Below are 20,279 nucleotides of genomic sequence, written 5' to 3' on the forward strand. Positions count from 1 at the left end.
GCGCCAGATAGAACTGGTGCCCGCCGAACTAGCTCAGTGGGACGACGAACAGACGATCGCTCGCCGTGCCTTGGCCGCGAAGTCCGGGTGCGCGCCCTCGAAGACAACCTCGTCGCGCGCCAGCATCCATCCGGTTGCGGTGACCAGTTTCGGCCGGGCGTACCTGCGACCAGAATCCGCGGCCCGGCGGCTCCGGCGCGAGCGCCTCCCACGGGGTGGTCAGGGCGTCGGGGGTGCCGAACCCTCCGGCAGGGAGAGGGCTCACCCCTCTAACTTGACATAATGTGCATTATCGAACGTCAGCGGAAGCGTCTTCAGGCGGGCGGTAAACGCCTGCTGTAGGCGGCCTGAGCGCCACCTGGCGGGCGGTCCCTCACCTCGATTGCAAGCCCTGGTGAGCGACCGCCCGCTCGTTCAGGCAGTCAACAACGCCTGCTCAGAAGCCCAGGCGGCCCGTGCCCCCCACGACGGGAAGCGTCAGCGCACTGCCGTTCAGGTACACGGTGACCTGGCTGCCCACCGCGGCCGCGTCGCGCGCCGGGCGGTTGGACGTCGGGCTCGCGTTGTAGTTGCCGGTGATGACGACGCCGATCCGGTGTCCGGCCGGGATGACGTGCTCGGACGGGAGCGTCTTCCACCGCACGTTGTACTCCTCGCCCGGCGTCAGCGGGTGGCTCCGCCGAATGTCGGGCGAGTTCTTCACGTCGATGTGGCCCCAGGCCAGGACGCGCTCCGGCGTGATCGCGACGCTCGCCTCCATCGGCTCGGCGCACCCGGTCCGATCGGCCAGGTCCGCGGGCTCGCAGGACTCCTGCACCACCTCCAGCGGGTCCTTGCCCGCCACGGTGACGGTCGGTCCCGCGCCGTAGTCGACGAGGAGGGCCGACAGCAGCGCCGTCTCGGCCGTCGTCGACATCCGGACCGCGAGTTCCGGCGTGCCGGAGAGGCGTACGTCCGTAGCGAGCGGTGGGGTCACGTAGGCGAGCCGGCCGGGCTTGGTCTGCTCCGCGTCGCCGATCTTGACTGCCTGCGACTCGATCTGGTCGACGAAGCTCTGTGCGGGGTTGCCCTTCGGCGCGTTGAGCGATAGGGTGCCCGCCGCGTCGGCCGTCGTCGGACCGAAGCGCAGGTCCACCTTCTCGGCGGCGGCGTCCGGCCAGGTCGAGTGGGTTTCCCAGGTGCCGTCGGGACGCTGGATGTCCGCCATCGGCTCGTCCATGATCCCGTTGGGGATGTCGTACAGCCAGTGGTCCATCCACCTGTGCATGACCGCCTGCCACTCGGTGAGCCGGAAGCTGGTCGGGTTCACGTGCGCGCCGCGGTGGAGCCAGATCTTGCGCGGCATCTGGCGCTTCTCGACCTCACGCCACAGATCGGCGAAGTGCATGGTCTTGACGTTGAAATCGGTGAGACCGTGCACCATGAACACGGACGTCTCCGCTGTCTTGATCTTGTTGGCGTCGGGCAGGTAGTTCCGCTGCTGCCAGAACGGGGTGAAGTCGGAGGCGCTGGCCTGCTCGGCGTCGCCGAGCCCGGTGATGACCGACTCGCAGGCCGGCGCCGACGCGGAACCCGGCAGCGTCCGGCCGACGGAGACGTAGTCGGCGAGGTACTCGGTGTACCGGAAGTTGACGTTCTCGCTCCAGGTCGACCAGGCGATCCCCTGGTCGTTCACGTACCGGTACCAGCTGGAGATCGCGGAGATGGGCACCACGGTCCGCAGGCCGGGTACGCCCTGGGTGGCGACCGCGTTGGGCAGGGTGCCGACGTAGGACACGCCCTGCATTCCCACGTTCCCGGTGCTCCAGTCGGCGACCGCCGCGCTGCCGTCGTGGTGGAAGCCCGGCGCGCGGCCGTTGAGCCAGTCGACGACCGCCTTGATGCTGATCGTGTCCTCGGGTCCGCCGGTGGTCGGGCAGCCGAAGGACCGCGAGGTGCCCTGCATCTCCACTTGGACGACGGCGTAGCCCCGGGGGACGAAGTACTCGTCCCACCAGCCGGGGAATCCGCGGGTCTTGTCCGGCAGTGGGTCGCCGGGGTCCCGGCCGTAGTAGGGGCTGGCCTCCATGATGGTGGGCACCCGCAGGCCCGCCTTGGTCTCCGCCGGCCGGATCACGTCGACCTCGATCAGATCCCGGCGGCCGTCGGCGTCGCTGTCCATCGGCGCCTCGACGTAGACGACCTCCTGGACCGCCTCGGCGTAGGAGAAGACCGGTTGGGTCACACCGTTTTCGATCACGATCCCGGGTGTGTCCGCGGTGGCGCTCGCCGAAGCGGGCGCACCCATGATCACCACCCCGACAACTGTTCCGACGGCTAGCAATCGCCGCACAACTCCCATGTCCCTACCTCCGTCAGCTCCAGAGACACATGGTTGATACAGCGTGATCGATATTGAGCGAGCGGGTCAATGACCATCCGTAGCGGAGGGCCTCTTGTCCGTTACGACAGATGTCGTGCTGTACCGACTGTTCCGGGAGTTCGTCGTGCTTCGGCCACCGGTTCCTCACGCGCGCGTCGGGACGTAGACTGCTCGCGTGGTCCCCCTCGAAGCCGTCGCCGCCGCGTACGGTCGCTGGACCACGCCGGACCTGCCGCTGTACGGCAGCGACCACGATCGCTCCGACTTCGCTCCCTGACCGGGCCTGCTCCTGCGCCCACCGTCCGGTCACTTCCCCACCTCCCGGGAGCGTCTCGTCATGCCCGTGTCCGACAACACCCATCTGATCCCGCCCGCGGGCGGTTCCTCCGCAATCCCTCCGCGCCCGGCCGACACCTCGGCCGCGGCGGTGCTCCGCGCGCCACGGACCGCCCGGGTCCTGGCGGCCAGCATGCTCGGCCGGATTCCGCTCGGCGCGGCGCCGCTCGCCCTGCTGGTGTTCGCCCGGGAGACGATGACGCTGACCGTCGCGGGCCTGCTGGTCGCCGCGTTCACCGCCGGTACCGCGGTCGGGCAGCCGATGCTCGCCCGCATGGCGGACCGTTGGCGCCAGCCGCCGGTGCTGTGGTTGGCCATGACCGCGTCGACGGTCGGTTTCGCGCTCACCGCCGCGCACGTCAATCTTGCGGTGACGGTGTTCGCGGCCGGGCTGGCCGGGGCGGGCGCGCCGCCGTTCGAGTCGTGCCTGCGGGTGCTCTGGCGCGACCTGCTTCCCGCACACCAGGTGCAGACCGCGTACACCCTGGACATCGCCGTGCAGGAAGTGATCTTCATTCTTGGTCCGGTGGTCACGCTCGGCGCCGTCGGGTTGGTCGGTCCGGCCGGTGGTCTGGCCGCGGCCGCGCTCGTGCAGGGTGTCGGCACCGTCTGGTTCGCCACCATCGACGCGGTGCGGCGCTGGCGGGGCGAGCCGGCGCCGCGACACTGGGCGGGGCCGCTGCGGGCCGGCCGGCTGCGGTTGACCCTCGGTGCGCTGTTGCTGGTCGGCGCGGCGGTGGGCAGCGTGACCGTCGCCGTGGCCGGGTACGCCGAGTCGGCCGGAGCCAGGTCCTGGGCGGGCTGGCTGCTGGCCGCGCAGGCGACCGGGGCGTTGGTCGGGGGCCTGCTGTACGTGCGTTTCGCCGGGCTGCGCCGGCACGCCACGCTCCCCCGCGCCATCGGCGTGTTCGCGGTCGGTTACCTGCCGCTGCTGCTGACTCCGGCGCCGGCGGTGATGCTGGCGCTGATGGCGGTCAGCGGTGTGGCGTTGCCGCCGCTGTTGACCATCGCCTTCGTGGTGATCGACGAGGCGGCACCGGCGGGCACGGTGGCCGAGGCGTTCGCCTGGGCGGCGACCGCGTTCTCGGTCGGCAGTGCGGGTGGTGCGGCGGCGGGCGGGGCGCTGGTGGATGCGGTGGGGCGGCCGGTGTTCGGCTTTCTGATCGCCCCGCTGGCCGCTGCCGTGGCTTCCTGGATCGCGGTGGTGGGTCAGGGGCGCCGGCGATCCGCCACGCTGTCGCCCTGAGGGGAGGAGGCGCGCAGACCGTTCGGCTCACGGTTTCGACCGTCCGGCGCGTGGTGGGTTTGGGTGCGGAGTGCGGTGGGGGCATGTAGGGGCGACGTTTCTCGGCCTCTTCCGGGGAGGAAGCAGCATGCTTTCCGCACTCGATCGTCGGCACACCGTCGCGCCGCCGGGGTACAGCCGTTGGCTGATTCCGCCGGCGGCGTTGGCGATCCATCTCTGCATCGGGCAGGTCTACGCGACGAGCGTGTACAAGAACTCGCTGATCGCTCATTTCGGGGCGAGCCAGACGGCGGTCGGGGTCATCTTCAGCATCGCGATCGTGATGCTGGGGTTGTCGGCGGCGGTGGCGGGCACGTGGGTGGAGGCGAGCGGGCCGCGGAAGGCGATGTTCGTGTCGGCGTGTTTCTGGGCGGCCGGGTTCCTGGTCGGTGCGTTGGGCATCGCGACGCGGCAGTTGTGGCTGCTGTATCTCGGGTACGGGGTGCTGGGTGGGATCGGTCTGGGGATCGGTTACATCTCCCCCGTCTCCACGTTGATCAAGTGGTTTCCGGACCGGCCGGGCCTGGCGACGGGGTTGGCGATCATGGGGTTCGGTGGTGGGGCGATGGTGGCCTCTCCCCTGTCCCGGCAGTTGCTGTCGTTCTACGACGTGGGGTACGACCCGGCGAACGCGGCCTCGACGGCGTCGGGGGCGGCGCTGGTGTGGTTGTTCGTGACGTTGGGCGTCGGCTACTTCGTGATCATGATGTTCGGGGTGTTCAACGTGCGGGTGCCGGCGGCGGGCTGGCGGCCGGCGGGGTTCGATCCGGCGCGGGTGGCGGCGAAGCCGCTGGTGACCACGGCGAGCGTGTCGGCGGCGAATGCGGTGAGGACCCGGTCGTTCTGGTTGCTGTGGGTGGTGTTGTTCTGCAACGTGACCGCTGGTATCGGGATCCTGGAGCAGGCCAGCCCGATGATCCAGGATTTCTTCCGCGACGGTGGGACGTCGTCGGTGTCGGTGGCGGCGGCCGGCGGGTTCGTGGGGCTGCTGTCGCTGTTCAACATGGGCGGCCGGTTCGTGTGGTCGTCGACGTCGGACGTGATCGGTCGTAAGCCGATCTATCTGGTGTATCTGGGTGTCGGGATGGTGCTGTACGTGCTGCTGGCCGTGGTCGGGCACGCGGCGACGGCGTTGTTCGTGCTGCTGGCGTGCGTGATCCTGTCGTTCTACGGGGGTGGGTTCGCCACGGTGCCGGCGTATCTGCGGGATCTGTTCGGCACGTTCCAGGTGGGGGCGATCCACGGCCGGCTGTTGACGGCGTGGTCGGCGGCGGGGGTCGCCGGGCCGCTGATCGTGAACGGGTTCCTGGACGCCCAGGGCAAGCCGGGGACGTTGACGGCGGCGGCGTACCGGCCGGCGTTGTTCACGATGGTCGGGGTGCTGGCGGTGGGGTTCGTGGCGAACCTGTTGATCCGGCCGGTGCCGCAGCGGTTCCACGAGCCGGCGGCGGGCCGGGACGTGGTCGAGGATGTGGTGGCGGAGAGGAGCGGTACGCGATGAGCGAGGGCAACCCGTGGGGGCAGCAGGCCCGGTTGGTGGTCTCCTGGCTGGTGGTGTCGGTGCTGCTGGGCTACGGGGTGGTGCAGACGGCGGTCACCGCGGCGAAGCTGTTCACCAGCTGACGCATCGGGACGGGCGGCCTCGGGCAGCACCGCCCGGGCGTGCGCGTGGGGTCAGAGGCCGCCGGCGATGCGCAGGACGGCGCCGGTGGTGTAGGAGGCGTCGGGGCTGAGGAGGAAGGCGATGGCGCCGGCGATCTCGTCGGGTTCGCCGGCGCGGCCGAGCGGGATGCGGCCGGCGGCGCTGTCGGGCCGGTCGGGTAAGCCGGACAGGGCGTGGATGTCGGTGCGGATGATGCCGGGGGCGACGGCGTTGACCCGGATGCCCTGCGGGGCGAGTTCCTTGGCCAGGCCGACGGTGAGGGTGTCGGTGGCGGCCTTGACGGCGGCGTAGTGGATGTATTCGCCGGGGCTGCCGAGGGTGGCGGCGGCGGAGGAGACGTTGACGACGGCGCCGCCGCGGGTCATCCGGCGGGCGGCCTGCTGTGCGCACAGCACGTATCCGATGAGGTTGACGTCGACGACCCGGCGCAGGTCGTCGAGGCGTAGTTCGGTGAACGGGCCGATCGGGCTGGTGACGCCGGCGTTGTTGACCAGGCCGGTGAGGGGGCCGAGGTCGGCGGCGGCGTCGAAGAGGGCGGCGACCTGGTCGGGGTCGGTGGTGTCGGCGGGCACGGCGACGCCTTGGCGGCCGGCGGCGTGGATGTCGGCGAGGACGGCCGCGGCGGCGTCGTGGTCGCGGCGGTAGCCGATGGCGACGTGGTGCCCGGCGGCGGCGAGGCGGCGGGCGGTGGCGGCGCCGATGCCGCGGCTGCCGCCGGTGACGACGGTGACCGGATCCACTGTTGCCCCTCCCCTGCTGTGGCTGCTGGGCCGACGTTACCGTGGCCGGCCCTGGCCTGCGGCGGGGAAGATCACACGGGGGGCTGATCTTCGTCGTGTCGCAGCCGGCTGGTATCAAGGCTGCAATCAAACGTGTGTACGGAAGAGGGCGTGTGATGGCGGGCCAGGGTTTGTCCACTGACGAGGTGCAGGGGATTCGGGAGGCGTTGGCCGCGGGCCGTAAACCGAAGGTGGTGTTCACGGCGGCGGCGGGTCAGATGGCGGGTCAGGTCGGCCAGGTGGTGGAGCTGACCGATCCGGAGGTGTCCGAGGAGTTCGTGGTGGTGCGGTTCGGCCGCGACGAGTTGCCCTTCTCCCCCGCCGACGTGGCGATCGCGCCGCGCGGCGCGGGCCGCAAGCCGGCGGAGCCGAAGCCGGAGGTCGAGGAGCCGCCGGCGCCGGCGGAGCCGGAGTTCGTGCTGGACACGCCGCGGGTGCCGGCGCCGCGCCGGGAGGAGCCGAAGGTGGAGCAGCAGGTGGAGGCCAAGCCGGCGCGTCGGGCGGTGAAGGCGGCGAAGCCGAAGAGCCCGGCCGGGCTGACGGTCACCCTGGCGTACGCCGAGGGTGAGTGGACGGTGGCGGCACAGCAGGGCGCGAAGGCCCTCGCCAAGCCGTACGTGGTGAAGCCGGCGGAGGCGTTGCGGATGGTGGCGCTGGTGGACGTGCCGGGGGTGCAGGAGGCGGTGGAGCAGATCCTGGCGGCGGAGCGGGCGGAGGCGGAGCAGCAGGCGGAGAAGCTGCGTGCGGAGTTGGCGGAGATCGAGGCCCGGCTGGCGGAGCTGCGCGAGGCGCACTAGGGCCTCAGAGCGCGGCGGTCAGCCGTTCGACCACGGTGGCGGCTGGGCCGGTGCCGGCGTGCCGGTAGCCGGTGCCGGCCCACAGGTGCACCCGGTCGGGGTGGCCGGCGGCGGCGGCCGCCGCGCGCATGCCCCGGGTCAGGTGGTGCAGCTCGGGGTAGCCGAGCGGGGCGGTCGGTTCGTACCGGTCGATGAAGGTGTTGCGCAGGCCCCGCGCGGGTCGGCCGGTGAAGGCGCGGGTGAGCACGGTGCTGGTGCGGGCCGGGTCGGCCAGGGCGTCGCGGTGGGTGCGGCTGGCTCCGCTCTCGTCGGTGCGCAGCAGCAGCGTGCCGACGGCCACGGCGGCCGCGCCGGCGGCGAGCAGGTCGCGTACGTCGGTGGGGCCGGCGACGCCGCCCGCGGCCACCAGGGGCAGCCCGGTGGCGGCGGCGACGTCGCGGACGAGTGCTCGGGTGGAGGTGGGCGGGGCGGGTCGGCGTGGGGTGTGGGTGCCGCTGTGCCCGCCCGCCTCGGTGCCCTGGGCGACCAGCCCGTCGACGCCGAGGTCGCGGGCGGCGAGCGCCTCGGCGACCGAGGTGACGGTGACCAGCACCCGGGAGCCGGCGCGGCGCAGCGCGGCCAGCGCCGCCGGGTCGGGCAGCCCGAAGGTGAAGCTGACCAGCGGCACCGGGTGCCGCACCAGCAGGTCGATCTTGTCGGTCCAGTGGTCGTCGTCGTGGACCAGCGGCGCGTCGGTCAGGTCGAGGTCGTACGGTTCGCCCTCGCCGGCGATGCGCCGGGCGTACCGGCGGAAGGTGGTCTCGTCGATCTCGCGGGGTCCGGGCACGAACAGGTTCACCCCGCACGGGGTGCCGGTGGCGGACAGGTCGGCCAGGTCGGCGGCGACCGCGTCGGGGGTCTTGTAGCCGGCGGCGAGGAAGCCGAAGCCCCCGGCCGCGGTGACGGCCCGCACCAGGGCCGGGGTGGTGGCACCGCCGCCCATCGGGGCGCCGACGAGCGGGGTCGCGCTGCCGGACAGGCGGGTCCACGGTGCGTCTGTCACCGGCTAACTGTAGTGCGCGGGGCCGGGGCGACGGGTCGTCCCGGCCCCGCGTGCGGGCTCAGTGTTGTGGGATGTTGGCCACGCCGATGCGCTTGCGGAACACCCAGTACGTCCAGCCCTGGTAGGCCAGCACGATCGGCGTGAACACCACCGCCACCCAGGTCATGATCTTCAGGGTGTAGGGGGTGGAGGCGGCGTTGCTGGCGGTCAGGGTGCCGGCGGCGTCCAGGGTGGACGGCAGCACGTTGGGGAACAGCGCGGCGAACAGGGTCGCCACGGCCAGGCCGATCGCCACGGCGGTGCCGGTGAAGGCCCAGCCTTCCCGGCGTACCCGGGCGGCGGCGACACCGCCGAGCAGGGCGAGGGCGGCGTCGGCGGCGAGCACGACGGCGGCCGCGCTGGAGCGGATGGACAGGGTCCAGACCAGGAAGGCCACCGCCACCACGGCGGTGCCGGCGCCGAGTTTGACGGCCAGGCCGCCGGCGCGGGCGCGGATGTCGCCGGTGGTCTTCAGGGCGAGGAACACCGCGCCGTGGGTGAGGAACAGGCCCAGGGTGGTCACCCCGCCGAGCAGGGCGTACGGGTGGAGCAGGTCGAGCAGGCCGCCGACGTACTCGTGGTCGGCGTCCAGCGGCACGCCGCGCAGGATGTTGGCGAAGGCGACGCCCCAGAGGATCGCCGGCAGCAACGAGCCGAAGAAGATGGCCTGGTCCCAGCGGCGCTTCCAGGACGCCTCGGGGCGCTTGTGCCGGTATTCGAAGGCGACCCCGCGGGCGATCAGGGCGAGCAGGATCAGCAGCAGCGGCAGGTAGAAGCCGGAGAAGAGGGTGGCGTACCACTCGGGGAAGGCGGCGAACATGGCGCCGCCGGCGGTGATCAGCCAGACCTCGTTGCCGTCCCAGACCGGGCCGATGGTGTTGATCAGGACGCGGCGTTCCCGGTCGTCGCGGCCGAGGACGGGCAGCAGCATGCCGACGCCGAAGTCGAAGCCTTCGAGGATGAAGTAGCCGGTGAAGAGCACGGCGACGAGGAGAAACCAGACGGTGGTCAGTTCCACGATGGGCTCCGGGGTCAGTAGGCGAACGCCAGCGGGCGCTCGGCGTCGTCGGTGTCGTCGTCGGCGGGTTGCGGGGTGAGGTCGGGTACGCCGGCCTTGGCGTAGCGGACCAGCAGCTTGAACTCGACCACGGCGAGGGTGGCGTAGATGAGGGTGAACGCGGTGAACGAGGTGAGCACCTCGGCCAGCGAGACGCTGCGGGAAACGCCGTTGCGGGTGAGCATCTCGCCGAAGACGATCCACGGTTGGCGGCCCATCTCGGTGAAGATCCAGCCGAAGGAGTTGGCCAGCAGCGGCAGCAGCGGCATGACGAGGCCGGCGCGCAGCAGCCACCGGCTCGACGGGGTGCGGCCCTTGCGCTGGGTCCAGAGCACGATCAGGGCGATCGCGGCGGCGGCCAGGCCGAGGGCGATCATGAAGCGGAAGCTCCAGTAGGTGACCGGGATGATCGGGGTGTAGCTGCCGGCGCCGTACTGGGTGGCGTACTGGGCCTGCAGGTCGTTGATGCCCTGCACGGTGCCGTTGGGGTCGCCGGTGCCGAGGAACGACAGCAGGTACGGGATCTTCAGGGCGAAGACCTCGCGGCTGCCGTCGAGGCTGCCGACGGTGAGTACGGAGAACGAGGCGGGGCTCTCGGTGGTGTAGAGGCCTTCGGCGGCGGCCATCTTCATCGGCTGCACCTCGGTCATGATCTTGCCCTGGATGTCGCCGGTGAACAGCACCGCCGCGGAGGCGACGAGCACCACCCAGGAGCCGAATTTGGTGGCGAAGCGGTAGGCGTCGGTGTCGGCGCTGCCGCGGTTGCGGATGAGGTGCCACAGGCCGACGGCCACGATCAGCGACCCGGCGACCAGGAACGCCCCGGCCAGGGTGTGCGGGAAGGTGATCAGGGCGACCTTGTTGGTGAGCACGGCGAAGAAGTCGGTCAGTTCGGCGCGGCCGGTGCTCGGGTTGACCCGGTATCCGACGGGGTTCTGCATGAAGGAGTTCGCGGCGAGGATGAAGTACGCGGACAGGTTGGTGCCGATCGCGGCGGCCCAGATGGCGGCCAGGTGCAGCCGCTTGGGCAGCCGGTCCCAGCCGAAGATCCACAGCCCGATGAAGGTCGACTCGAGGAAGAACGCGACGAGGGCCTCGATGGCCAGCGGCGCGCCGAAGATGTCGCCGACGAAGCGGGAGTAGTCCGACCAGTTCATGCCGAACTGGAATTCCTGCACGATGCCGGTGACCACACCCATCGCGAAGTTGATCAGGAAGAGCTTGCCGTAGAACTTGGTGAGCTTGAGGTACCGCTCCTTGCCGGTGCGGTGCCACATGGTCTGGAGGATCGCCACCAGCACGGACAGGCCGATGGTCAACGGCACGAAGAGAAAGTGGTAGACGGTGGTGACACCGAACTGCCAGCGGGCGACGTCCAACGCGTCCACTGAAACCCCCAGCTGTGCGTACTACGGGACGTAGTAAATACTACTCGGCGTCGTAGACGAATCGGCAGCGCCGACGGTCCTGAACCGGCCCGGGACCAATGACCTTGATCACCCGTGCCGCAGGGCCCGGGATCGGGTCTCGCGCCCACCCCGACGCGTGCGACCATCCAGCACTGATGGACACCCCGACCACCTCTTGGCGGGCGCCGCTGCTGTGGCGCGCCGCGCAACTGCTCGCCCGCGGCGTCGTCGGCCTGCTCGGCCGCCTCGAGGTCACCGGCCAGGTGCCGGCCGACCTGCGCCACGGGCCGCTGATCCTGGCCGCCAACCACATCAACCCGTTCGACCCCGTGGTCCTCGCCGCCGCCTGCCGGGCCCGGGGCGTCGCCCCGCGGATCATGGCCACCGGCGGGCTGTTCCGCGCCCCGGTGCTCGGCCCGCTGATGCGCCGCGCCGGGCACATCCGGGTCGACCGGGGCACCAGCGCCGTGCACCAGTCCCTGGAAGCCGCCGCGGCGGCCGTGGCCGGCGGTTCGGTGGTGCTGCTGTACCCGGAGGGGCGCATCGGGCTGGACCCCGGGATGTGGCCCGAACGCGGCAAGACCGGCGCCGCCCGGCTCGCCTTCGCCAGCGGCGCCCCCGTCGTCCCGGTCGCCCAGTGGGGCTCCCACGAGGTGCTGCCGTACCGGGCGCCCAAGGGTCTGCTGCGCGCCGTCGCCCGGGCGGTCGTGCGGCGACCGGTGATCCGGGTGCACTTCGGCACCCCGGTGGTCCTGAGCCACCTGAACCCGGACACGCCCGGAGCCGCCAGGCGGGCCACCGACCGGATCATCGACGCGATCACCGACAACCTGGCGCGGCTGCGCCCCGACGAACCGTACTGGCCCCGCCACGTGGACCCCGGCCGCCCGGCCGACACGGCTCGCGCCCACCGTCGCCGGAGGCCGGGCCGGTGACCGGGCGCCTGAGCGCCCGGGGCCGCAGGGGTCAGGTGGCGGTGGACAGCCGGGCGTCGAGGGCGGCGAGGTCGGGCAGGAACCAGACGTGGTCGTGGCGGTTGGACTCGGCCACCAGCGCCCGCAGTGCCGCGCTGGCCGCGAGGTGCCGGGTGATGTCCCCGACGACGACCAGCCGCAGCCGGTAGTTCACGAACTTCTGCATGATCTCCCCGGCGAAGCGGGTGCCGAGGGAGAAGAAGCGCGGGTCGAGCCGGTCCGCCGGCACGGCCACCACCTCGGCGCCGCCGAAGGCCGCACCGCCGATCAGGTCGAGCGCCTCGTCGGTGGTGGTCACCGGCGGGCCCGCCGGGTCGCACACCAGCACCGCCACCCCGGCCCGCTCCTGCAGCACGTCAGGCATCCCGGACCTCCCCGGCGAGCAGGCCGTTGCCGCCCTGCAGGACCGCGTCGAGCAGGCGCAGCAGCTCGGCGGTGGCGGCAGCGTCGCCGAGCACAATGATCTTCATACGGTGGCGCTCCTCGTCGTGGACGGTCTGGACGCGCAGCGGACGCGTCGGGTCGTGGCCGGTGTTGACGCCGGCGAGCACGAGCGTGGCGAGCCGGTCGGCGGCCGCCCGGTCGACGCCGTCGACCTGCACGATGCTCGACACCTCCAGCGCCGGCGCACCGGTGGGCGGCGCCGGCGCGGGCCGCCCGGTCAGGGCGTCGAGGTCGGCCCGGGAGATCCGGTACTGCTTGCCGATCCGCGCCGCGCGCAGCCGGCCGGCGCGGATGTAGCCGCGCACGGTGCGTACGTGCAGCCCGAGCAGCTCGGCCACCTGCTCGACCGAGTACATGTCATTACTCATCGTGCCTCATCTTAGGCGTGATGGGGAAGGATAGGGAAGTTGGTTGGGTCGACGTCGGCCGGTCACCGGGACGCCATCGAGGCCCGGCATACTTCCGGCGTGCAGCCCCGTCACGGCTACCTGGACGCCCCCGCACCGCTGGCCTTCGCCCACCGCGGCGGCGCGGCCGACGGCGACGAGAACACCGCCGCCGCGTTCGCCCGGGCCGTCGCCCTCGGCTACCGGTACGTGGAGACCGACGTGCACGCCACCGCCGACGGCGTGGCGGTGATCTTCCATGACGCCACCCTGCGCCGGGTCACCGGCGAACGGGGCCGCATCGCCGACCTGCGCTGGGCCGACCTCGCCTCGGTTCGCGTCGGCGGCGCCGCCCTCGTGCCCCGCCTCGACGAGGTGCTCGCCGCCTGGCCGGAGATCCGGTTCAACATCGATGTCAAGGCCGACGGCGGCGTCGCACCGACCGTCGACACGGTCACCCGGGCCGGCGCCGGCGACCGGGTGCTGCTCGCCTCATTCAGCGACGCCCGGCTGACCCGGCTGCGCGCCCTCGCCGGGACGAAGGTCGCCACCAGCCTCGGCATGCGCGGGGTGGCCCGGCTGCGGATGGCCTCCCTGCACGGGCGGTCGCTGCGGCTGCCCCCGTCCGTGGTCGCCGCCCAGGTGCCCGTCCGGTACGGGCGCATCCCCGTGGTCGACCGGCGGTTCCTCGCCTACTGCCACCGGATCGGGTTGCAGGTGCACGTCTGGACGATCGACGAACCTGCCGACATGCACGACTTACTTGATCTTGGTGTGGATGGCATCATGACCGATCACGTCGGCGTGCTGCGCGACGTCTACCGCAGCCGCGGCCACTGGGCCGCCTGAGACGAAGGACCCCGATGGCCGAAACGGTCGCCCCCGCCGTCGCCGAGCCCGCCCAGCCGGGCAGCACCCGCCGCGAACGCACCGGCTGGTACTTCTACGACTGGGCGAACTCCGCCTTCCAGACCACCGTGATCACGGTGTTCCTCGGGCCGTTCCTCACCACCGTCACCGAGCTGGCCGCCGGCTGCGAGTTGGGCGCCGACAGCTGCCACGGGTACGTGCACCCGCTGGGCATCCGGGTCGCCGCCGGCTCCTACTACCCGTACCTGATCTCGCTGTCGGTGTTCCTCACCGTGTTCGTGCTGCCGGTGATCGGGGCGATCGCCGACCGGTCGGCGCACAAGAAGCGGCTGCTGGCCGCCGCGGCGTTCACCGGCGCCGGGGCGACCATCGCGTTCGCCTTCGTCACCGGCGAGCGGTACCTGCTCGGCGGGGCGCTGTTCCTGATCGCCAACATCTCCTTCGGCGCGGCCGTCGTCGTCTACAACTCGTTCCTGCCGCAACTCGGCGGCCCCGACGACCGCGACGCCATCTCCAGCCGTGGCTGGGCCATCGGCTACCTCGGCGGCGGGCTGCTGCTCGCGCTGAACCTGGTCGCGGTCAGCATGCTCAGCGAGGAGGGCAACCCGCAGCGCACCCTGGACCTGGCCCGCTGGTCGATCGTCTCGGCCGGCGTGTGGTGGGCCGCGTTCACCCTGTTGCCGCTGCGCTGGCTGCGCGAACACCCCACCGCCGCGGCGCTGCACGTCGGCGGCAACGTGCTGACCGACGGTTTCAAGCAACTCGGCCGCACCCTGCGGGAGATCAAGGCGTACCCGCTGACGCTGTTCTTCCTGCTCGCCTTCCTGGTCTACAACGACGGCATCCAGACCGTCATCACCCTGGCCAGCCAGTACGGCACCGAGGAGTTGAAGCTGGAGCAGGGCACCCTGATCGTGACGATCCTGCTGGTGCAGTTCCTCGCCTTCGGCGGCGCGCTCGCCCTCGGCGCCCTCGCGCGGCGCATCGGCGCCTGGAAGACCGTGCTGCTGTCCCTGGTGCTGTGGACCGCCGTGATCATCGCCGCGTTCCGGCTGCCCGCCGAGGCGCCGCTGCCGTTCATGGTGCTCGGCGGCTGCATCGGGTTGGTGCTCGGCGGCAGCCAGGCGTTGAGCCGCTCGCTGTTCAGCCAGCTCATCCCCGCCGGCAAGGAAGGCGAGTACTACGGCTTCTACGAGATCAGCGACAAGGGCACCAGCTGGCTCGGGCCGCTCGCCTTCGGGCTGGTGTTCCAGCTCACCGCCTCGTACCGGGTGGGCCTGGTCTCCCTGCTGATCTTCTTCGTGCTCGGGTTCGCGCTGCTCGCCGCGGTGCCGATCCGCCGGGCCATCGTCGCCGCCGGCAACACCCCGCCCCGGGTGCTGTAGCCCGGGCCGGATGCGCGGGCCGGGCACGACATCCCGGCCCGCGCACCGGCAAGATCCTCTCGCGTCGATGGACTAGGCTGCCCCGACGTGACCGACAACGCCGCCGCCCCGATCTGCCTGGCCCGGCCCCTCCCCGGCCCCGGCACCGACCGTGCCGGCGGCTGCGCCGCCGCCCGTGGCGGCGACGGGCGGCCGCTGCACGCCGCCGCGCTGAAGTTCTTCTGGGGGCCGATGGACTGCGGCAAGTCCACGATGGCCCTGCAGATGAACTACAACCACGCCCGGCAGGGCCGCCGCGGCCTGGTCACCACCCGCATCGACCGGTCACTCGGCCCGCAGGTCACCACCCGCATCGGCCTGGCGCACGCCGCCATCGAGGTCACCGACGAGCTCGACCTGCGCGACCTGGTCCGCGACGCGCTCGCCGACGGGGTACGCGTCGACTACCTGATCTGCGACGAGGCCTCCTTCTACAACCTTGAGCACGTCGAGCAGATGGCCGAGCTGGTCGACGAGTACGACGTCGACGTCTACGCGTTCGGCCTGGCCACCGACTTCCGCTCCTGCCTCTTCCCGGCCGCGCAGCGGCTGTTCGAACTCGCCGACGAGGTGGCCCGCATCCAGATCGAGGTGCTCTGCTGGTGCGGCCGGGAAGGGCTGCTCAACGCCCGGGTCGTGCACGGGCGGGTGGTCCGCGAGGGCGAGCAGGTCGTCATCGGCGACACCGTGGACGACGCCGACGTGCGCTACCAGGTGCTCTGCCGCCGGCACTACCGCTCCGGTGACCTCGGCCCGCGCTGAGGTCAGAACGGGTCCCCGCACACCCGCCACTTGCCGTCCTCCTGCACCACCCGCAGGCTGCGCTCCTCACTGGCGCCGCCGTCGCGGGTCAGCCGCGCCTTCACCGTGGCGCGCGGGATGCCGCGCTCGGTGGCCACCGACACATCGGTGATCTCGTAGCCGCTGACCTGCGGCGGGGTGCGCACCCAGCTGCCGAAGCCGACCGCGCTCCACCGGCTGCGCGCGTCCCGGCACAGCTTCTGGTACGCCTTGTCGGTGTCCCCCGACGCCACCTCCCGCAGGAACGCGTCGGCGGTGTCGCGGACCGGGCCGTTGGCCTGCAGCATCATCTGCACGTTCCAGACGCCCAGTCCGGCCACGCCGATCAGGCACAGGCCCAGCCCGAGGCCGGCCAGCAGCAGACCGCTGCGGACCGGCCGGCGGGGCCGGGCCGGCCGGCTCCACGCATGCTCCTTGCCCATCGGGATCGACCGTATGTGCCCGTTACGTCACCGCGCAGCCACATTGACCCTGTCGCGTCGGTGGCGGCATCGTCTACCGTCGGCCCACACCCCTCGAAGGAGTGAGCATGACCCGCTACGTGCAGCCGGCACCGACCCCCGACGACCCGTACAGCGGGGACCCACTGCTGCGGTCCTGGCTGGAGCGGCACCTCGGCCCGGACGGGCATGCCGCCGCGAAGGGCCGGCTGGCCGACCTGGCCGCCGACGTCGCCGGGCCGCTGCGGGCCGCGCACGTCGACGCCGAGGCGCACCCACCCACCCTGGTCCGGTACGACCCCTGGGGCGCCCGCGTCGACCGGATCGACACCTCGGCCGGCTGGCAGGCCCAGCGCGCCGCCGCCGCCCGGCACGCCGTGGTCGCGCTGCCCTATCTGGGGTCCGCGCGCGGCACCTGGGGGGCCGCCGCCCGCGTCGTTCAGCACGCCCTGCTGCACCTGTACGCCCCGGAGTCGGCCACCTTCTCCTGCCCGGTCGCCATGGCCGACGGCGCCGCCGCGCTGCTCAGCCTCCCCGAGGTCGACGGGGCCGTGCGCGAGGCCTGGCTGCCCCGGCTCATCTCCACCGACGCGGACACCGCGATCGTCAGCGGGCAGTGGATGACCGAGTCGCAGGGCGGCTCCGACCTGTCCCGGTCCAGCACCATCGGCCGGCCCGCCGCCGACGGGTCGTGGCGGCTGACCGGCGAGAAATGGTTCTGCTCCGCCGCCGACTCGCCGATGGCGGTGGCCCTGGCCCGGCCCGACGGCGCCGGCCGGGGCAGCCGGGTCCTCGCGCCGTTCCTGGTGCCCCGCTACGCCGCCGACTCGCCGCTGGCCGGCGCCTCCGCCGCCCCCGACGCGCCGGCGCCGGGGGTGACCGTGCACCGGCTCAAGGACAAGCTCGGCACCTGGGCGCTGCCCACCGCCGAGATCGGGCTGCGCGACGCGTACGCACTGCCGCTCGGTGACCCGGCCGTGCCCGGGCTGGTCCGGGCGATGACCCTGGTCGTGGTGACCCGGGTGCACAACGCCTCCGCCGCCGCCTCCGGCATGCGCCGCGGCCTGGCGTACGCCCGCGCGTACGCCGACGGCCGGCAGGTGACCGGCGGACGGCTCATCGAGTCGCCGCTGCACCGGGCCACCCTCGGCGCCCTCGCCGTGGACGCGGTCGGCGCGTTCGTCCTCGCCGGGCACGCGTTCGCGCTGCTCGGGCGGGTCGAGGTCGGCGGCGACCCGGACGCGGCCGCCGAGCTGCGGGTGGTCGCGCCGCTGGCCAAGCTCGCCACCGGGCGGCTCGCCGTGGCCGCCGCCAGCGAGTACGTCGAGGCGTTCGGCGGCGCCGGCTACGTCGAGGACACCGGGGTGCCGCGGCTGCTGCGCGACGCGCAGGTGCTGCCGATCTGGGAGGGCACCACCAATGTGCTCGCCCTGGACGTGCTGCGCGCGGTCGCCCGGGAGGACGCCGGCGCGCCGCTGCTGCGCCGGCTGGCCGCCGCCGTCGACCTGGCCCGCCCGCTCTCCCCCGCCCTGGCCGACACCCTGGCGGCGGTCACCGAGGAGCTGCGCACCCGGCTCGCCGAGGTGACCGCCGACCCGGCCGCCGCCGAGGTGGTCGCCGGGGCGCGCGGGCTGGCGCTGCGCATCGCGTACGCGCTCACCGCCGCGCTGCTGGTCGAGCACGCCGCGTGGGGCGACGAGCAGGCCGAGACGGCGGCCTGGCTCTGGGCCCGGCGCCGGCTGCGGCACGAGGACATCGCCGCCGACGCCCACCGGCACCTGGAGCTGCTCTGCTGAAAGAGCCGGCCGGTACCTGCCAGAGGATGTCAGGATCTGCCGACAGAATGGCCGGCATGACAGTGCACGCCGACCTCGCGATGGTCAACCTCGACAGCTCCGACCCGGCCGCCCACGCCGAGTTCTACTCCCGCGTCCTGGGCTGGGAGGTCACCCACAGCCAGGCCGAATACGCCATGATCAGCAAGGACGGGACGTCGATCGGCTTCGGCCTGGTCGACGGATACACGCCGCCGGCCTGGCCGGACGAAACCGCCGGCAAGCGCTACCACCTGGACGTGTACGTCGACGACCTGACCGTCGCCGAGAAGGAGTTCGTGGCGGCCGGCGCGACCAGGCCGGAGTTCCAGCCGGGCGGCGAGCGGTGGACCGTGCTGATCGACCCGATCGGCCAGCCGTTCTGCATCTGCCCGCGCCCGCAGGGCTGAGCCGTGGGCCGGCTCGTCGGGCGACCACCGCCCGGCGAGCCGGTGGGCCGGTCACCGGAAGGCGGCCACGTGTCGCGCCGCCCAGTCGGCGAAGGTACGCGGCGCCCGGCCGAGCAACCGCTCGACGTCGGGGCTGACCCGCTGCTCGGCCGGCGTGGGGGCGCCCAGGATGCCGAGCGTGGCGGTCACGGCCGGCTCGGGCATGAACTGCAGCATCTGCGCGCGGGCCCGCGCCGGGCTCAGCTCGGCGAACCGCACCGGCTCACCGAGCGCGTCGCCGATCGCCGCCGCCTGCCGGCGAGGCGTGACCAGTTCCGGGCCGGTCAGCTCGTACGTGGCGCCGCCGTGGCCGTCGTGCCGCAGCGCTGCCGCGGCGACCTCGGCGACGTCGGCCGGGTCCACGAACGGCAGACCGACGTCACCGAAGGGCGCGGTGACGGCGCGGGTGCCGCGCACCGTCTCCGCCCAGGCAAAGGCGTTGGTGTGGTAGCCGCTGGGCCGCAGCACCGTCCACTCCAGGCCGGACGCCGTCACCGCCTCCTCGATCTGCGGCGGGTAGCGGTGGCTGCCCACTCCCTGGGAGGAGAGCAGGACCACCCGGCGCACCCCGGCGTCGCGGGCGGCGGCGAGGATCTCGCTCGGGTCGGCCGCCAGCAACTCCCCGGTGAGCAGCAGAAACAGCGCCTCCGCGCCGTGCAGCGCCGGCTTCAGGTCGGCCGGCGCGGCCAGGTCAGCGGGCACGGCCCGTACGCCGGCCGGCAGGTCGGCCGCCGTGACCTGCCGCGACACCGCCGTCACCGGCTCCCCGGCCGCGGCCAACGCTCGCACCAGCGGCCGCCCGACGTTCCCCGTCGCTCCCGTCACCACGATCATGATTGCTTCCTTTCGGTGTGCTCTCTGGACACCTCAGGACGCTAGTTGCCTGGATATAGTAGGTACCTAGAGGAAAGTAACGGCCTGGGAGGCGATTGTGAGCAGGACCACCACGCCGGTGTACCCGGCGGCGCTCGACCCCGAGCAGGCCTGCCCGATCGCGCCGGTGGTCGACATCGTGTTCAGCCGCTGGACCACCCCGATCCTCTGGGCGCTGCACGAATACGGGCGGCAACGGTTCGTGGAACTGGAACGCCGCCTGACCACCATCACCGCGAAGGTGCTCACCCAGCGGTTGCGGCAGTTGGAGCGCGACGGCCTGGTCGTACGCACCTACCACCCCGAGGTCCCGCCCCGCGTCGAATACGAGATCAGTGAGCTGGGGCGCACCCTCGCGCCGCTGTTCGCCACCCTCGCCGAGTGGTCGGCCGTCAACCTCGACCAGGTCGACCAGGCCCGCCGCGACTACGACGCCCGGCCGCGAGGCGCCGGCCGGCGCTGATCGGCCCGCCCGTTCTCGGGTGCGTAGGGCGCGCTCTGGACGTGTCCGTCGGCGGCTCCCGTCCGGCGGCCGCCGCAAGGTGCGTCATCGGCCCACCATCTGCAGGTAGTGCTCGTTGTACATGACGCCGAGGATGTTGCCGAACGGGTCGACCACAGAGGCGGTGACGAAGCCGGGCCCCCGCTGGACCGGCTTCTCGTAGGCCGTGGCACCCAGGGACAGCAGCCGCTCGAATGCGGCCTCGACGTCGTCCACGTGCCAGTAGATCACCGCGCCGCCGGCCTCCTCCGGGCGGGGGCGAGGGGCGAAACGGCGGTCGATGATGCCGAGCTCGTGCTGCAGGTCGCCGATACGGAACTCGACATAGGCGGGCGTCCCCTGGACCGGACGGATGAAGTACGGCTCGACGCCGAGCAGTTCGGCGTACCAGCGGGCGGCAGCGGTGACGTCGTCGGCGAAGAAGCTGACGGTGGTGAGGCCTCGCAGCATCGGAGGATTCCCTTCTTGATCGGTGACACCAGCCATCCTCCGCTTCAAAGTGCTCACCTTCTGAGCACTTTGTGGGAGGATCC

Annotated in this window: 21 protein-coding genes; 11 read left to right on the forward strand and 10 right to left on the reverse strand. The window is 72.4% G+C overall.

The genetic code is table 11. The features are described 5' to 3' along the window. Positions 1-436: 436 nt before the first annotated feature. A complete protein-coding gene (locus ACFYML_RS31805; protein WP_387424138.1) occupies positions 437-2,287 on the reverse strand; it encodes a CocE/NonD family hydrolase in 1,851 nt (616 codons plus the stop codon). Between the two features lie 412 nt (positions 2,288-2,699). Here ACFYML_RS31805 and ACFYML_RS31810 point away from each other — a divergent pair, with 412 nt between their 5' ends. The 3 genes from ACFYML_RS31810 (at position 2,700) to ACFYML_RS31820 (ending at position 5,606) form a co-directional block, all read left to right on the forward strand. Beyond that, positions 2,700-3,944, forward strand: a complete 1,245-nt coding sequence (locus tag ACFYML_RS31810) for an MFS transporter (RefSeq protein ID WP_387424140.1) — start codon at positions 2,700-2,702, stop codon at positions 3,942-3,944. 127 nt (positions 3,945-4,071) lie between these two features. Then, positions 4,072-5,484, forward strand: a complete 1,413-nt coding sequence (locus ACFYML_RS31815) for an OFA family MFS transporter (protein ID WP_387424141.1) — start codon at positions 4,072-4,074, stop codon at positions 5,482-5,484. Next, positions 5,481-5,606 (forward strand): hypothetical protein, encoded by a 126-nt coding sequence (locus ACFYML_RS31820; protein WP_387424142.1) that lies wholly within the window; start codon positions 5,481-5,483, stop codon positions 5,604-5,606. The genes ACFYML_RS31815 and ACFYML_RS31820 overlap by 4 nt, the downstream gene beginning before the upstream one ends. A gap of 51 nt (positions 5,607-5,657) precedes the next feature. On the opposite strand, the gene ACFYML_RS31825 is transcribed toward ACFYML_RS31820, so the two are convergent. Beyond that, complete coding sequence (locus ACFYML_RS31825; RefSeq protein ID WP_387424143.1) at positions 5,658-6,386, reverse strand: SDR family NAD(P)-dependent oxidoreductase; 729 nt, start codon at positions 6,384-6,386, stop codon at positions 5,658-5,660. Between the two features lie 155 nt (positions 6,387-6,541). Here ACFYML_RS31825 and ACFYML_RS31830 point away from each other — a divergent pair, with 155 nt between their 5' ends. Continuing rightward, positions 6,542-7,222, forward strand: coding sequence for a hypothetical protein (locus ACFYML_RS31830; protein WP_073833135.1), 681 nt, complete (start codon positions 6,542-6,544; stop codon positions 7,220-7,222). A gap of 4 nt (positions 7,223-7,226) precedes the next feature. Here the strand turns inward: ACFYML_RS31830 and ACFYML_RS31835 are convergent, their stop codons facing one another. Genes ACFYML_RS31835 through ACFYML_RS31845 form a run of 3 tightly spaced genes read right to left on the reverse strand, consistent with a single transcriptional unit; the run spans position 7,227 to position 10,748 of the window. Further along, positions 7,227-8,264 carry an NAD(P)H-dependent flavin oxidoreductase gene (locus tag ACFYML_RS31835; protein ID WP_387424144.1) on the reverse strand — a complete coding sequence of 346 codons (1,038 nt, stop codon included), beginning with the start codon at positions 8,262-8,264 and terminating at the stop codon, positions 7,227-7,229. Between the two features lie 58 nt (positions 8,265-8,322). Continuing rightward, entirely contained in the window at positions 8,323-9,321 is a 999-nt protein-coding gene (cydB, locus tag ACFYML_RS31840; protein ID WP_387424146.1) for a cytochrome d ubiquinol oxidase subunit II, read from the reverse strand. 14 nt (positions 9,322-9,335) lie between these two features. Beyond that, positions 9,336-10,748: a cytochrome ubiquinol oxidase subunit I gene (locus ACFYML_RS31845; RefSeq protein ID WP_387424147.1), complete on the reverse strand. Its 1,413-nt coding sequence runs from the start codon at positions 10,746-10,748 to the stop codon at positions 9,336-9,338. Positions 10,749-10,924: 176 nt separating this feature from the next. On the opposite strand from ACFYML_RS31845, the gene ACFYML_RS31850 reads away from it, so the two are divergent. Next, entirely contained in the window at positions 10,925-11,704 is a 780-nt protein-coding gene (locus ACFYML_RS31850; RefSeq protein ID WP_387424148.1) for a lysophospholipid acyltransferase family protein, read from the forward strand. 31 nt (positions 11,705-11,735) lie between these two features. Here ACFYML_RS31850 and ACFYML_RS31855 read toward each other — a convergent pair whose 3' ends face one another. Beyond that, on the reverse strand, positions 11,736-12,107 hold the full coding sequence (locus ACFYML_RS31855; RefSeq protein ID WP_387424149.1) for a DUF4180 domain-containing protein: 372 nt from the start codon (positions 12,105-12,107) through the stop codon (positions 11,736-11,738). Further along, positions 12,100-12,555, reverse strand: coding sequence for a helix-turn-helix domain-containing protein (locus tag ACFYML_RS31860; protein ID WP_387424150.1), 456 nt, complete (start codon positions 12,553-12,555; stop codon positions 12,100-12,102). Before ACFYML_RS31860 ends, ACFYML_RS31855 begins: the two co-directional genes overlap by 8 nt. A gap of 99 nt (positions 12,556-12,654) precedes the next feature. Between ACFYML_RS31860 and ACFYML_RS31865 the strand changes: the two genes are divergently transcribed. The 3 genes from ACFYML_RS31865 to ACFYML_RS31875 all read left to right on the forward strand — a co-directional run bounded on the left by ACFYML_RS31865 (position 12,655) and on the right by ACFYML_RS31875 (position 15,629). Then, positions 12,655-13,422 (forward strand): glycerophosphodiester phosphodiesterase family protein, encoded by a 768-nt coding sequence (locus tag ACFYML_RS31865; RefSeq protein ID WP_387424151.1) that lies wholly within the window; start codon positions 12,655-12,657, stop codon positions 13,420-13,422. A 14-nt stretch (positions 13,423-13,436) separates the two neighbouring features. Beyond that, the gene (locus tag ACFYML_RS31870) at positions 13,437-14,828 is read left to right on the forward strand and encodes an MFS transporter (protein ID WP_387424152.1); all 1,392 of its coding nucleotides are present in this window, start codon (positions 13,437-13,439) and stop codon (positions 14,826-14,828) included. A gap of 87 nt (positions 14,829-14,915) precedes the next feature. Further along, entirely contained in the window at positions 14,916-15,629 is a 714-nt protein-coding gene (locus ACFYML_RS31875) for a thymidine kinase (RefSeq protein ID WP_387424153.1), read from the forward strand. Between the two features lie 2 nt (positions 15,630-15,631). Here the strand turns inward: ACFYML_RS31875 and ACFYML_RS31880 are convergent, their stop codons facing one another. Further along, the gene (locus ACFYML_RS31880) at positions 15,632-16,090 is read right to left on the reverse strand and encodes a hypothetical protein (protein WP_387424154.1); all 459 of its coding nucleotides are present in this window, start codon (positions 16,088-16,090) and stop codon (positions 15,632-15,634) included. 107 nt (positions 16,091-16,197) lie between these two features. Between ACFYML_RS31880 and ACFYML_RS31885 the strand changes: the two genes are divergently transcribed. Together ACFYML_RS31885 and ACFYML_RS31890 are read left to right on the forward strand one after the other, a co-directional pair. Next, positions 16,198-17,904 (forward strand): acyl-CoA dehydrogenase family protein, encoded by a 1,707-nt coding sequence (locus ACFYML_RS31885; RefSeq protein WP_387424155.1) that lies wholly within the window; start codon positions 16,198-16,200, stop codon positions 17,902-17,904. Between the two features lie 56 nt (positions 17,905-17,960). Then, positions 17,961-18,332, forward strand: coding sequence for a VOC family protein (locus ACFYML_RS31890; RefSeq protein ID WP_387424157.1), 372 nt, complete (start codon positions 17,961-17,963; stop codon positions 18,330-18,332). Positions 18,333-18,383: 51 nt separating this feature from the next. On the opposite strand, the gene ACFYML_RS31895 is transcribed toward ACFYML_RS31890, so the two are convergent. Continuing rightward, the gene (locus tag ACFYML_RS31895) at positions 18,384-19,205 is read right to left on the reverse strand and encodes an SDR family oxidoreductase (protein WP_387424158.1); all 822 of its coding nucleotides are present in this window, start codon (positions 19,203-19,205) and stop codon (positions 18,384-18,386) included. Between the two features lie 97 nt (positions 19,206-19,302). Between ACFYML_RS31895 and ACFYML_RS31900 the strand changes: the two genes are divergently transcribed. Further along, on the forward strand, positions 19,303-19,707 hold the full coding sequence (locus ACFYML_RS31900; protein ID WP_387424159.1) for a winged helix-turn-helix transcriptional regulator: 405 nt from the start codon (positions 19,303-19,305) through the stop codon (positions 19,705-19,707). Between the two features lie 84 nt (positions 19,708-19,791). On the opposite strand, the gene ACFYML_RS31905 is transcribed toward ACFYML_RS31900, so the two are convergent. Further along, positions 19,792-20,196 (reverse strand): VOC family protein, encoded by a 405-nt coding sequence (locus ACFYML_RS31905; protein ID WP_387424160.1) that lies wholly within the window; start codon positions 20,194-20,196, stop codon positions 19,792-19,794. Positions 20,197-20,279 lie beyond the last annotated feature (83 nt).

The sequence above is a fragment of the Micromonospora sp. NPDC007230 genome, from assembly GCF_042869115.1.
In the GTDB taxonomy this organism is placed as follows: domain Bacteria; phylum Actinomycetota; class Actinomycetes; order Mycobacteriales; family Micromonosporaceae; genus Micromonospora.